The organism is Xanthobacter dioxanivorans, from assembly GCF_016807805.1.
GTDB classification, from domain to species: Bacteria; Pseudomonadota; Alphaproteobacteria; order Rhizobiales; family Xanthobacteraceae; genus Xanthobacter; species Xanthobacter dioxanivorans.
In genome coordinates this window covers 1-12,983 of record NZ_CP063363.1, presented here as the reverse complement: position 1 = coordinate 12,983, position 12,983 = coordinate 1, and the positions used below count along the sequence as shown (strand labels likewise).

At 66.4% G+C, this 12,983-nt stretch carries 13 protein-coding genes and 2 pseudogenes; 8 read left to right on the top strand and 7 right to left on the bottom strand.

Annotated elements, in window-relative coordinates:
* Positions 1-326: 326 nt before the first annotated feature.
* Complete coding sequence (locus EZH22_RS29515) at positions 327-911, top strand: hypothetical protein (protein WP_203196903.1); 585 nt, start codon at positions 327-329, stop codon at positions 909-911.
* Positions 912-995: 84 nt separating this feature from the next.
* On the opposite strand, the gene EZH22_RS29510 is transcribed toward EZH22_RS29515, so the two are convergent.
* Positions 996-1,469: a type II toxin-antitoxin system VapC family toxin gene (locus tag EZH22_RS29510; RefSeq protein ID WP_203196902.1), complete on the bottom strand. Its 474-nt coding sequence runs from the start codon at positions 1,467-1,469 to the stop codon at positions 996-998.
* Positions 1,466-1,771, bottom strand: a complete 306-nt coding sequence (locus EZH22_RS29505; protein ID WP_203196901.1) for a type II toxin-antitoxin system Phd/YefM family antitoxin — start codon at positions 1,769-1,771, stop codon at positions 1,466-1,468. The genes EZH22_RS29510 and EZH22_RS29505 overlap by 4 nt, the downstream gene beginning before the upstream one ends.
* Positions 1,772-2,074: 303 nt before the next feature.
* On the opposite strand from EZH22_RS29505, the gene EZH22_RS29500 reads away from it, so the two are divergent.
* From EZH22_RS29500 to EZH22_RS29475, 6 genes are all read left to right on the top strand, one after another.
* Positions 2,075-3,004 (top strand): ArdC family protein, encoded by a 930-nt coding sequence (locus EZH22_RS29500; protein ID WP_203196900.1) that lies wholly within the window; start codon positions 2,075-2,077, stop codon positions 3,002-3,004.
* Positions 3,005-3,106: 102 nt separating this feature from the next.
* Positions 3,107-4,219, top strand: coding sequence for an arginase family protein (locus EZH22_RS29495; RefSeq protein WP_203196899.1), 1,113 nt, complete (start codon positions 3,107-3,109; stop codon positions 4,217-4,219).
* 551 nt (positions 4,220-4,770) lie between these two features.
* Positions 4,771-5,535 carry a DUF4037 domain-containing protein gene (locus tag EZH22_RS29490; protein ID WP_203196898.1) on the top strand — a complete coding sequence of 255 codons (765 nt, stop codon included), beginning with the start codon at positions 4,771-4,773 and terminating at the stop codon, positions 5,533-5,535.
* A 249-nt stretch (positions 5,536-5,784) separates the two neighbouring features.
* On the top strand, positions 5,785-5,943 hold the full coding sequence (locus EZH22_RS29485; protein ID WP_203196897.1) for a hypothetical protein: 159 nt from the start codon (positions 5,785-5,787) through the stop codon (positions 5,941-5,943).
* 719 nt (positions 5,944-6,662) lie between these two features.
* Entirely contained in the window at positions 6,663-6,977 is a 315-nt protein-coding gene (locus EZH22_RS29480) for a DUF736 domain-containing protein (protein WP_203196896.1), read from the top strand.
* 120 nt (positions 6,978-7,097) lie between these two features.
* Positions 7,098-7,241, top strand: coding sequence for a hypothetical protein (locus tag EZH22_RS29475; protein WP_203196895.1), 144 nt, complete (start codon positions 7,098-7,100; stop codon positions 7,239-7,241).
* 38 nt (positions 7,242-7,279) lie between these two features.
* Here the strand turns inward: EZH22_RS29475 and EZH22_RS29470 are convergent, their stop codons facing one another.
* On the bottom strand, positions 7,280-7,540 hold the full coding sequence (locus EZH22_RS29470; protein ID WP_231711625.1) for a WGR domain-containing protein: 261 nt from the start codon (positions 7,538-7,540) through the stop codon (positions 7,280-7,282).
* Between the two features lie 84 nt (positions 7,541-7,624).
* Positions 7,625-8,086, bottom strand: a complete 462-nt coding sequence (locus tag EZH22_RS29465; protein ID WP_203196893.1) for a thermonuclease family protein — start codon at positions 8,084-8,086, stop codon at positions 7,625-7,627.
* A gap of 420 nt (positions 8,087-8,506) precedes the next feature.
* On the opposite strand from EZH22_RS29465, the gene EZH22_RS29460 reads away from it, so the two are divergent.
* Positions 8,507-9,193, top strand: a complete 687-nt coding sequence (locus tag EZH22_RS29460; protein ID WP_203196892.1) for a hypothetical protein — start codon at positions 8,507-8,509, stop codon at positions 9,191-9,193.
* A gap of 62 nt (positions 9,194-9,255) precedes the next feature.
* On the opposite strand, the pseudogene EZH22_RS33085 reads toward EZH22_RS29460, so the two are convergent.
* The 3 genes and pseudogenes from EZH22_RS33085 to traD all read right to left on the bottom strand — a co-directional run bounded on the left by EZH22_RS33085 (position 9,256) and on the right by traD (position 12,880).
* A pseudogene (locus EZH22_RS33085) lies at positions 9,256-10,545 on the bottom strand (DUF1173 domain-containing protein).
* Positions 10,446-12,369: pseudogene (gene traG / locus EZH22_RS29450) on the bottom strand (Ti-type conjugative transfer system protein TraG). Before traG ends, EZH22_RS33085 begins: the two co-directional pseudogenes overlap by 100 nt.
* The gene (gene traD, locus EZH22_RS32730) at positions 12,362-12,880 is read right to left on the bottom strand and encodes a conjugal transfer protein TraD (RefSeq protein ID WP_333473745.1); all 519 of its coding nucleotides are present in this window, start codon (positions 12,878-12,880) and stop codon (positions 12,362-12,364) included. The pseudogene traG and the gene traD overlap by 8 nt, the downstream one beginning before the upstream one ends.
* Between the last annotated feature and the right edge of the window lie 103 nt (positions 12,881-12,983).

Sequence of the window (12,983 nt, the reverse complement as noted above, 5' to 3'; positions counted from 1 at the left end):
GGTCCTTGCCGGTCGGTTTCTCATGTCGTGAGTCCGGTCCGCCGGACCACCCCTCGGGTTTGTCGCGGTCTTAAGCCGGCGGACGGGCGCTTCAAGGCCGCTGGCGCGCCGCGTTGCGGCCGGAGCAGCCACTCTCGCAAAGCGGGCCCGCGTCCCGCGCGAGGGCCTGAAGGCCCTGCTTGGCCGCAAACCCGCTCCGCTCGATCCGGCCGCCCCGGACCCTGAAGCGCCCGTTCTCCCGCCGGCTTGGTTCGCCCGCACCCGAAGGGAGGGCCGGCAGGAGCCGGTCCGGGCCTTGGGGAGAAACCGAACGAAAGGAAATCGCCATGACCAAGTCCGCCGCTCCGCGCCAGGCCGCCAAGGTCGTCCAGCTCCGCAAGGGCACCACTCTCGAAATGGTCCGGCTGTGCTGCCCCGACCCCGCCCAGGCCACGCTCATTTCCGAAAGCTTCGGCTTGCCCGTTCTCGACGGCGACGGCATCCGCGACCTCCATCGGCGCCTCATCGTCGAGACCGCCGACAGCCTCGGCGAAGGCCTCGGCGAGCGGGCGATGCAGATCCACCTCCAGCGCATCGTCGGCGCCTATGTGGGTTCGGCCCACGGGGCCGGGCAGTTCTACAGCCGGGCGGTGACGGAAGCCCGCGACGCGACGGCCAAGGCCGCCAACGATACCCGCGACGAGGACCTCGACGGTCCGGTCGGCTTCGACAGCGCCGCGCAGCGCAAGCGCGAGTTCGCCGCCGACATGGCCTTGCAGTCCCACGCGCTGATGATGGCCGCCGAGGGCGCCATCGCCGCCTACGAGCACGTCGTCGGCGAGGCGTGGAAGCCGTTCGAGCGGCCGGTCGAGAACCCGGGCCAGAGCGTCGACCGCAAGGCGGCCGAACTGCAGATGGCGGCCCTCGGCTGAGTCGCTCTCGGGCGAGGCTTCGGCCTCGCCCCTCATCTCTGCAACGAAAGGGCTGGCCCGACCGGGCCGGCCCTTTCGTTGTCGCTACCGCGCCCTTCCGGCGCGCGGACTCAGCGGAAAGTCCGCCTCATCGTCATTCCACGGGTCGAACACGCTTGCGCCGGAGGGCTTCGTATCCCTCACATTGCGCGTGACGAGATACAGATCATGCTCGATCGCGCATGCGGCGAGCAGCGTGTCGATCACCGGCGGCGCATGCCCGCCCGCCCGTTTCACCTCCCCGGATATTCGTCCCCAGCGCCGCACGACGGCGTCGCCAAGCGAAAGCACGCGCGGGCCGAACCGTTCGGCGAGCGCATCGCGCGCCGCGATGTAACGCGGCCGCTCGGAATGGTCGGCGGGCAGGTTGTGGATGCCCTTGTCGTACTCGGCGAGGGTCAGCACGCTGATATGGAAAGTGTCCTCATCCTGCCGCGCCGCCCAGGACTTCACCGATGGCGCGCCTCTCGGGTTGATCAGTGCGGCGACGACATTGGTATCGAGCAGCCAGCCCTTCAAAGCTCGACATCCCGGCCGCGATCCGCCTCGCGTTCCAGGTCGAGGCCGCCGAGATGCAGGCTCTCCATGAACGCAACGAAAGGTGGCCGCGGCTTCGCCGGCGCAAGGCGCTCGAACTCCTCGACGCTCATGACGACGACGGCGTCCTGGCCCCGCACGGTGACGCGCTGCGGGCCGTCCTCGCGGGCATGGCGCACGACCTCGCTGAAGCGGGCCTTCGCATCCTCGAGCTTCCAGCGTCCGGCCGCCGTTCGGCCGCCGGATGCTTTGCCTGCCCTTGCACGCTCTGCCTGTTTGGCCATCGATCCATACCTAGTCAGCTAGTCAGATAAATAGCACGCGGCTCTGTGAATTTCCAGATGGCGATAGGAGAGGGGCCGGGATTGGCGCGCTGGCGCGGCCCGTCCCGGACGGCGGTCCTGCCGGGTCCGGCGGTCCGCGCAACGGCTGCGCCGTCCTCCACTGCGTTTCGGCCCTGACCACCCCGTCGCGCAGGCGCGCCGGGGACCCCGGTCGGGTGCGCGGACCTCATGACCGTCCCCGCCTGACGGACCTCCGTGACGGGGCCGCGATCGGCGCGGCCTCCATGAAGGAGGTTGAGGACAATGAAGAGGAAGGAAAGCGGATCGCGCACCGACATCTATGCGCGGATCACGGAAAAGCTCGTTGCCGCGCTGGAGAAGGGAGTGCGTCCCTGGGTGCAGCCCTGGAGCGCAGGCCATGTGAATGGCCGCGTGACGCGGCCGCTACGCCACAATGGCGAACCCTATACCGGCATGAACGTGCTGCTGCTCTGGTCGGAGAGCATGGCGCGCGGCTTCGCCTCGCCGATGTGGATGACCTTCAAGCAGGCGTCCGAGCTCGGCGCACATGTCCGCAAGGGCGAAAGCGGCGCGAACGTCGTCTATGCCAGCCGTTTCAAGCGCACAGAGACCGATGCGCGCGGCGACGAGGTCGAGCGGGAGATTCCCTTCCTCAAGACCTACACCGTCTTCAATTGCGACCAGATCGAGGGCCTGCCGGAGCGCTATTATGCCCGGCCCGTCGAACCGATTGCGGACCCGATCGAGCGGGTGGCGCATGCCGACCGCTTCTTCGGCAATACCGGCGCAGTGATCCGCTATGGCGGGACGAAGGCGTACTTCGCGCCGTCCAGCGACCATGTGCAGATGCCCGCCTTCGAGAGCTTTCGCGACGCGGCGAGCTACTATGGCGTTCTCGGACATGAATGTGTCCACTGGGCAGGCGCGGCGCATCGGCTCAACCGCGATCTCAGCCGCTATCACCAGGATCGCAGCGAGCGGGCGCGCGAAGAGCTCATCGCCGACATCGGCGCGAGCTTCCTCTGCGCCGATCTCGGCCTGGTGCCGGAGCTCGAGCCGCGCGCGGACCACGCGAGCTACGTCGCATCCTGGCTCAAGGTGCTGCAGGACGACCGCAGGGCGATCTTTGCCGCAGCCGCCCATGCGCAGCGGGCGGTCGCCTATCTGCACGGCCTTCAGCCACGGGCGGAGAGCGAGCGGGAGGCAGCCTGACGAATGAACCGCATTCTCTCGCAGAGTTCTTGAAGGCCCGCTACGGTACAGGTTCCGGGAATCTCGCCCGAACGGTGGTTATGTTGAGATCGATTTTCTTTGATGTCGATGGCGTTCTTGTTCATGGCTATACTGGCCAGGCAGAACGCCGCCGGCTGTGGGGCGAGCATCTGTTCGCAGATCTTGGAATTGAGTCTGCTAATGCGTTCGGATGGGAAGGCATTCTTTATTGCGATCTCGATGATTGTATCACCCATCCTTGGGTTTCTGCGGCGTTATCGCACGGATCTTAAAAATCTCTACACTATTGCTCCTTGGCGCAGCCAAATTAGGGCTTCCGAATCTATGGCATACGCCGATTACACTCTTATCTGCATTCCCTATGACTCCGGATACCGGAACCTTCGTATGGGGGCAGGGCCCTCTCATCTAATAGCGGCAGGAGCCGCGAGCCGTCTGGAACCGTTCGGAACGGTTTCTTTGACGACACTCGAAGCTCATCTGCCGTTCAAAACGGAAATAGGAACGGCCTTCGAGCTTCACCGAGAAGGAGCCGCAGCGGTGTCGGCTTGTCTCATGAACGCGGGTCGGCCCATCGTTCTTGCGGGCAACTGCAACAGCTCGCTGGGGACCGTCGCTGGTATCCAATGTGCTGAACCGGACGTGCCACTAGGAGTCATCTTGTTCGATGGACATGGCGACTGCAACACGCCGGAGACCTTCGAGGGCGATTTTCTCGATGCTATGGGCATTAGCACCCTGACAGGGCGTTGCTGGCAAGCGCTGGCGTCAACAGTTCAAGGATTTCGACCTATCCCGGATGAGAACGTGATTCTGGTCGGGGGTCACGGTGCCGACGAGGGCGCCGAGCGCGTTCTATCAAAATCTGCGATCCGTCGCGTGCCGCCGCAAAGTGATATCTTTGGGGATCTTTCCCGCGCCCTCGACCAGTTCGAAAAGCACGGAGTGCAGCGGATTTACCTCCATCTCGATCTCGACGTTCTCGACCCGACCTTTGGTCGGGCCAACAATTTCGTCCCTGATGGCGGACTTTCGCCAAGCACTCTCAAGAAATGTGTCTGGATGATCGCTAACCGCTGCACGGTTACGGCCTTGGCCATAGCTTCCTATGACCCCGCAGAGGACACGACTGGCAGCGTAGCGAATACCGCCTTGGAGGTGTTGTCGATAGTCAGCCTGTCGCAGAATTCCTAAAGTCTGCGACCGATGCCGCAAGCTGCTTCTCGATTTGCTGGCCTCACATGCCCCGTAGGGGAAATTGATCCGGAAGGGCAGCGCCGCCGTGGGCAAGCTCCAAGCGCAAAGAGCGTTCGCAAAGCACAAACTTTCGCGATAGACATCTGCCACGCTTCACCATGCACGGCCATGAGGCGGCTGCATCCTGTTCAAAAATCCCCTAGGAATGTCTCGTGGCTAGCTCAACAACTCACCCGATAGGAATTGGTCTCGCACAACGGTTTCATGAAAATCTTGTCGCCCCCGTCCTCCAAGAACATTTCCCCGAACTGCCATACGCTGCTTGTCGAATCGGCTTAGGCTCGGAAGTTCTTGGTTATGATACGGAAGTATCCGCAGACCATGATTATGGTCCTAGCGTGCAGCTCTTCCTTCCCGAGGAGAGGTTTGCTGAGACAGCGCCCGTTATAATGCAGGCCCTAGATCGCAGTCTTCCCGCGGTCTTTGAGGGGTGGCCGGTTCGCTACGCTACCAATGTCCGCCCCCGCCGAGAGAGCTCTGTAGCGGGCGTGCTTGGCTCAGACCACGGTGTCGAACTCTATACACTGACGGCTTGGAGTGATGTTTTTTTGGGAAGACAGTTTGCGACGGACCTGACCGCACGCGACTGGCTATCTTACTCGGAACAACTATTCTTAACCGTGACGGCCGGCGCGGTGTTTCGCGATGATGTAGGTGCTCTTACCGCCCTCAGGAGCCGCCTCAACTACTTTCCTCGCGACGTATGGCTTTACAAGCTTGCCGCGCAATGGAGGCTCATTGCGGAAGAACGCGCCTATGTCGGCCGCACCGGCGACGTAGGGGATGAGCTCGGTTCACAGGTAATCGCCGCTCGGATGGTCGGAAATATCATGCGCCTCGCCATGCTCGTCGAGCGTCGCTACGCGCCCTATCCCAAGTGGTTCGGCACAGCCTTTGCCCAGTTGGAATGCGCGGGGGACCTCACGCCGCTCCTCGAGCGCGTTATGTCGGCGCAAAACTGGCTGGAGCGAGAGTCCGGTCTCGTGGACGCGTGTCGATTTGTGGCCGAGCTCCAAATAGCGAGGGGCGTCCCTGGCGCGCTCGGGCCGACCGTTGGCTCCCTTTATGCTCGACCATATCGATTCATTGACTCCATGAAAATTCTCAATGCCCTTCGGGCCGCGATTAAGGACGAAGACCTATGCCGGTTGCGGGATTGCGGAGCAGCTGACCAATTCCTTGCCAGCAATTTCGTTCTTGCTGCTCCAGCCTTTTCGAGGGCTGCAACGACTGCCGTGTTCGACATCGAGTGAACGTTGCGGCTCGGTTGCGAGCCGAAGACGGCAGAACCGTTGTGCCAGGCCGTCTTCCTCTCAATGACGACCCATCATACCGGCAGTCGGGCCGCGTCAAGGACGCGCGGTGCCCCCAATTTTCCCGCCGCTGCGCGACGACAAAATCGGCACCCCCGCGCGCCGGCGCTGCCGGTCGCTGCGCGATCCTTGACCCGTCCCTCCAACGCCCGGTGTGCCGCCTTCGTCATCGAGACGAAGGAGGTTCACATGACGAAGGTTCTCGACATCTACGCCGAAATCGCCGAGCTGCGCGCCGAGCTCGCGCACTGCATCCTCACCCGCAAGGAGCGCAGGGAGTCGCAGCAGCGCCTCGAAGAGCTACTCGCTGAGGCCGAGCGCCGCAGCCGCGAGGCGGAGGGGGCGTGAGCCCCCTTTTTTGTCGGCGCCGGCGCTCGCGTTTCCGCGTCTTCTGCTCGGCGATGCTTCTGGTCGGGAAGGCCCGCCCCGCGGGCGGGCGCTCTCGTCGCCGCCGTCCGCCAGCGCAAGGACCAGGCTGGGCGGTCTCGGCCTCTCCCGACCACGGCAGGTCGTCGGTCGCCGGGACGGATGGCGGAGCTTGAGCGGAGGGCGTCGCGCCACCCTGAGCTGCTCCGCTGCCGGCGCGGGAGCCGCGTTCGTCATGCCGGCGACGGGATGGCGCGCTGGGCCTGCCGGCGAGGATCCGTGAGGGCTGCGGATCCGCGATCTGGGCGGGGCGAGCGGATAGCGCGCGGCCACTGTGCCGTCGGGAGCCTGGCGATCTTCGCGCATGTCGCACTCCCCCGGTGTTGCGATGGCCTCCCCCATGGCGAACCCGATGTGGCAGGTCTGGCCGAAGGACGGGCGCTGCGCGCCCTCGATCTTGTCCCCGCAACGTCCGGCGCCGGCTTTTTTCCGCCGCCGGCCACCCCGAAGGGGGCCCGGCCGGCTTTGCATCGCGAAGCAAAAAAGCCGTCTCCGGGCGCCCTCCACTGCGTTCCGGCCCGAAGGACCACCCCATTGCGCAAGCGCAACGGGGACCCCGGTGGGTGCGGGTCGATCGCCTCCGGCCTCACGACCGCCATCGGGTCGCGATGGGCGCGGCCCGGAACCAAGGGAATGAGACAATGGCCAACATCGGCACCTTCACTTCGAACGGCAACGGCTTCACCGGCAACATCCGCACCCTCGGCCTCAAGGCCCGGACCCGCATCGTCCGCATCCCGAACCCCTCGGACCGGGGCCCCCAGTTCCGCATCTTCGACGCCGACAATGTCGAGCTCGGCGCAGCCTGGCAGCGGACCGCCGAGGAAACCGGCCGCGACTACCTCTCGGTCAAGCTCGACGATCCGTCCTTCCGCGAGCCCCTCTACGCCACCCTGGTCGAGGTCGACGGCGAGGAAGGCCTGCAGCTGATCTGGTCCCGGCCGCGGCGGGATTGATCGCAGCGACGCGAGGGCTCCGCCGCAAGGCGGGGCCTTCGTCCTTTTCCGGCACGTGAGGAGATCCCAATGACGCGATCCCACTCATCACAGCGCCGATAGCCGCACCCCGACGACATCGTGCTCTGGCCGGACGGCACTTGGGCCACACTCGAAGCGGTGCGCAACGGCGATTTCGGCTGGATGTCGGACGGCTTTGAGATCATCGATCACATGGACGACGTCCGGCCGAAGGCCGCCGGTGTCATCGACGAGACCATGTGACGACTCCTGGCCGGCAGCGCTTCGCTTGCCGGCCATTCTTATGGGGCCGGTTCAATCTGCGTCGCGATAACCCGCCGCCGCTTGCTGCGCTCGAGGCGGTTCAGCGCATCGTCGGCCTCGTCCGGCCGGTCGAAGGTCTGCATCATGGCCTGGCCATTCGAACCGATCCGGCCCCAGTTGCGGATGACCGAGGCGCCGCCGAACAGCGTCGGCTGGATCGCCAGCGCGTAGAAGCGCCGCATGTTCTGCGTCGGGTCGATGCGGCGAAGATGGATGGGTCGGCTGCCCCTCTGGTTCATGCCGGGAGTCTCGCCGCCGCCGCCTGCGGCGTCCAACGCGTTTTTCGAATCGGTCCGGCTCGACCGATTCATTGTGCTGATGCCTCAGTCGCACCAGCTTCGCCGGCCGCCGTCCCAGCGCCGGACAAGCCCTTCGGCGACCATGCGCTCGCCGATCGAGCGGCCCGCACGCACGACCGTGCGCAGCTTGCGGCCGAACGGGTCTTCGTCCCGCGAGCCCGCGACCAGCGAAAACGGCCCGGCGTTCAGCAGCGCCCGCAGCCTGTGCTTCGCAGCCTCGCCCAGCTCCCTCTCATGTGCGCAGCGCGGCGGCGTGAGTTCCGGAGCGTCGATGTCGGCGATCCGGATCTTTTGTCGTCCGAGCCAGAATGTGTCGCCGTCGACCACGCAGTCGAACCGCCGGGCGCTGCCACAGATGGAGAACGAGGCCGCCACGGTATCGGAAATCGCACCCCGCGTCGGCTCAGCATGTCCGCGACATGGCCAATGAAGCGCGGCGAGGGCGAGCGCGGCGACGAGAGCGCCTCTGATAGGGAGAACAATCATTCTGCGGGAGCGCTGCTCAGACCGCCCGGCCGAACCGAGCTGCGATGCTGTCGTTCCGAACGGGAGGATATGGCCAATGCGGTGTGTCTTTCTCCGATCGAAACCGGGGCAGGCCGGACGACCCGGGTGGCGTTTGGCATCAGAATAGCCAGCCCGGCAAGATATGCGGTCACCGACAAGGAGATCTGGGCGAGCCGCCCGCGGCGGACTGGCTCTACTCGCGCCGCTGCGCACCGCTCCCGGAGCCCGCGATGCGGTCTCCGCCCATGCGGGTGACGATCCATCTCGCGGGACGAGGTCGCCCGGATCGACCGGGCGCCTCGTCGCGAGGGACACCCTCGCGCACCCTGCCGGCTGGTCGCCGGATGCGGGCACGGCGCCCGGCGGTCGCCGTGGCTTTCCTCTCTCTCTGACGGCCTATTGTGCACCCGCCGCTCCGGTGTCAAGGACATCGCGGTTCCCCAATTTTCCGCCGACGCCCGGGAGGCGCCGCCGGAAAATCGGCACCCCCGCTCGCCGCCGCAGGCGGTCGCTTCGCGATCCCTGACTCCTCGCGCCTACGGTGCAGCCGCCTTTCGTCAGAACGAAAGGAGACACCCCAAGTCCGACATCGACTACCTCTCGCTGTTCACGCGCCTCAACGGCTTCAGGTTCATAGCCAGGATCAGTCGCGTCGGTTGCGACAATGATCTCGCGCGCAGCGCACACGACCGGCTCGTCGCCAAGCTCGGCGATCTGATCGAGCTGATGATACGCGCGGTGGAGGCGCAGCGGTGCGCGCGAGACGGCGCTGACCCGGCGCGCGCCGAGCAGGCCGCCGAAGACCTCTATTGGATCGAGGCGGAATTCGAACACCGCTGGATCGCGCAGCCGCAGCCGCTCCTCGATCATCTCGACATCGACCTCGCGACGCAGGAGATATTCGATCCCCGCACGAGGCGCTGGTACGCGCTCGCCGAATGCGGCCCGTCGCTGCGCGAGGTGAGTGACCGCAGCCTCTGCGGTCTGCGCCAGATCATCGACCAGATCGCCTGCGAGACCGGCGTGAGCTTCCATGCCCGCCGCATCGTCTACGGGCCCGCAGAGCTGGCGCCGAGCGGCCGCTGAGCCGCAGGCGAGAGGCGGTCCGGCCGCCTCTCGCTCTCGCATGGAAGCCACCTCCGACCACGTCATACCGGAAGCTCCGGCATGGCGCCGTCGCCGATGCTCCAGATCCACGACGCGATGCCGCTCTCGGCGATCAGCTCGTCGAGCTTCTCCCGATAATCCGTTCCCGCGTCGTCGGGCACGATATACATGCCGAGCGGCGCCGCGCCGTCCTGGCGTAGGACGGCGCAGGCCATCGGCTGCGCCGCGGCATGTTGTAGCGCAGGCTCTTGACGAAGCTCGCGCCGCGCTTCGCCAGCGCGTCGATCAATGCCGCCTCATAGCGGTTCTCGAACGGGATCCAGCGATCGGTCACGACCATGAGCGCGATCGACTCGATCGATGCGATGCCGGCGGCATCGATGCCGAAGGTGGCGATCGCGATCAGATGCGAATCCGCCGTCGCATTCCACAGCGCCAGCTCGGAGGCGAACACCGCGTTGATCCGCCGATGGGCGTCCTCGTTCAGCATGAACGGGAAGCGCGGGAGATGCTTGATCACGACGCGGTGGCCGAAGCGCGCCGGTGCGATCTCCTTGACCTCGCCGATCAGCATGGCGAGCAAGCGGCGCTTGCCCTCGGCCTTCAACGCGCGGCTCAGGAACATCTCGCGCCGCTGCGCGATCGCGGCGTCGCGCTCGGCATCGAACATTTCGGGAATGAACAGGACGTGCGCAAGCGCCTTGCCCTTCGCGGTCTCCCCTCGGCCGCCTCGAGCAGGAACTTGCGCAGCACCGCCCAGTTGCGCCGTCCGGTCATGGCCGGACGCCAGCGATTGAATTCGGCCTGCTCCCACAGGTAGTGCAGCAGCGCGCGCAGCGAGAGGCGCGAGCCATCCGTCTTCACCGCGCCGGCATCGATCGCCTCGCGCGCCGCCGGCGCCGCCCGACCGGCCTGCTTCGACAGGCTGAAATCGAGCTTGAGCAGGGTGACGCCGTCCTCGCGTTCTCGACGATCGCCTCGCCGGCGACGGCCCCGAGACCGGAAAGTGCATGCGGCGGCTCATAGGAATCGCAGTCGGGATCGTGCCGCGGTCCGCTGCCCGGCATCCGCTTCAGCACATGGCGGCCACCCGCGCGCACCACATACATCGGCACGCCATCCGGCTGGCACAGGCACAGCGGATGTTCGCGCCGGGCAAACGCCTCCGCCAGCCGCTCGCTGATGTCGCCGGAACTGTCCTCGACCTCGCTGTCGCCGACGCGCAGCCGTCTCAAGCCCCGCCTCCCTGCAACGCCTCTTTCCGGTGGAATCTGTTCTCGCCGACGCAGCTTCTCATGTCCTCGCGGCGGAACCAGATGGCCCGCCCGCATCGAAGCGGTGCATTGCCGGCCGTGAACACGATCTGCTCGTCGGCGCGCATGCGCAGCACCTCATGCGGCAGGATCAGCGGCCGGCGCGCCAACTGCTTCGAGCGCGTCCGCGACGCGCCCGACATCTGCGACGAGCGGCTGAGCTGGTCGACCTCCACCGTGGTGTCGCCGCAGCGCCGCGAGATGTAGTCGGCGGTCTCGGGATCGTTGATCGCCGCGAAGCTGATCCACGACGCCGACTCGAACCATTTCGAGGTGGCGTCGCGGCCGCCATAGGCCTCGCGCATCTGCCCGATCGACTGGAAGAGCAGGGTCATGGTGATCCCGTATTTCCGGCCGGCGTCGCGGGCGGTCTCCAGAATGCGCAGGAAGCCGAGCCTCGCGACCTCGTCGAGCAGGAACAGGGTGCGATCCTTCACCTCGCCATTGCGGTTGTAGATCGCATTCATCAGCGCGCGATGATGACGCGGGCGAGACCCGGATGCGCCTCCAGCACCTTCAGGTCGAGCGCGATGAAGATGTCGGTCCCGCCATCGGCGAGCTCGTCGGTGGTGAAGCTATGGCCGGAGATCAGCGCCGCATAGTTCGGATAGGACAGCCATGCGTTTCCTTCACCGCATTGGCGTAGACGCCGGAAAAGGTCTCCGGCGTCATGTTCACGAACACCGCGACATTCTCCTTCACGAAGTCCGATCCCGACTGCTCGTAGATCCGGGTCAGCCGCTCGCGCAGCTTCGGCTCCGGCTCCGAGAGATTGGCGCGGACCTGCCGGAGCGTCTGTCCTTCTTTTCCGTATGACCCGACAGGCAGACGTCCGCGATCAGCGCCGTCAGAAGCTGCATCGCGGAGGCGCGAAAGAAGTCGTCGCGCGCCGAGGCCTGCCGTGCGCTATCGGTCATCACCCAGGTTCGCGACCGCGACGATGTCCTCTTCCTTCGTCCCCCCGAAACGGCCGATCCAGTCGAGCGCGTTGAAGCCGGCGGCGACGTCGGCCGATCGAGCACCACCACCTTGCGGCCCGCCTGCGCCGATGGCCGATCACCATCGGCGCGACCTCCGATGAGGGGTCGAGCACCACGAGGCCGCCGCCCCCATTTCAAGGCGAGGGGATCGTCACCGACGTCGTCTTGAAGCCGCCGGAGCCGGCGAAGACGATGCCGTGCGACGAGCCGAACGACCCGTCGAAGCAGAGCAGCGGCGAGCGGCCACCGCTGCCCCAGCTGTCGCGGCTGTCGGCGCGGAACGCGATGCCGGCGACGGAGTCGCGGTCGACCCGATAGCGCTCGCCAATGACGATGCCGCCGGCGTCGCCGAACAGCTTGCGGCGGCCTCCATCTTCATCCAGTCGGTCTCGCCATGGATCGCGCGCCGGCCCGTGATCCGGCGCGGCGTCGCTGCCGCGAAGGCGGCATTTCCTTGATGGCGACGCGCAGCGCGAACATCGCGCAAATGAGCGCGATCGCCGCCCCGGACGCTCGTTCCCGGATCGGCATAGGCAAGCACGGATTGCCCCGCCGGCACGCGGCCGCGCGAGGGCCGCGAGGCGCACGCCCTCGCGGATGACGGCGATGCGATGACGGCGGCGCTCCCCGTCACGACGCCCCATCCGACCGCCCGGATCGCGATCGCGCCGGCGCGGCGAAGAGCAGGATCAATCCGGCCCCGCCGGCCAGCGCATAGGGCAGCGCGAGCCCGGTACGGCCGAGCATCATGCGCGCGGCCCGTCTTTGCCGAAGCCCCCAGCCAGTGCTCGGCGCCGGTCGTCGTGATCGCCACCGCGATCATGATCGCCGCCTGCAGCCCGGCGAGCAGCACCCTATTCATGATCGCGCCCGAAGGCTTGCGCGCCGATGGCGCTGAGCCGCGTTCGCTCGGCCTCGTCCTCGCTTGGCGCGCGCTGCCCGTCGATCAGCAGGCCCGAGCAGCAGCGCGCGCTTCTCGTAGCGCAGTCCCGCTTCACGATCAGGCCGCCGAGTTCGATCTTCTCGCGCGTGTCCCGCTTGCGGGCGTCCGATGAGCTCGACCGGCGCATGCGCTCAAGCCTCGCGATTGCCGCCCTGAGCCGCGCCAGCCGCGAGCGTCGTGGACGCCCCGCCATTCGGCTGTCGGCTGGGGCCACCCTTCCTTCCGGTCGATCCGTCGCTTGCCGTCGCGAAACCGTTTCGCCACACTCCTCGAAGGCCGAGAGCAGCGCCGCCTCCTCGATTGTCGATCTCGCCGATCCAGCCTTCAGCGCGATCCGGCGATGCGTTCGGCCTCGCGCGTCTCGGCCTGCCGCACTGGTCCTGCAGCCCTGGCGATTTCCTCCCTGATCCTGTCGCGACGGCTTCTTCATTCCGGTTGACCTTCCCCTGTCCGGTTTCTGCTGGATCGAGGCCCAGCTTTCCGGATGAGCGCCAGCGGCGACTAGTAAAAAAGCTAGTCGGCGAAGCCGACGC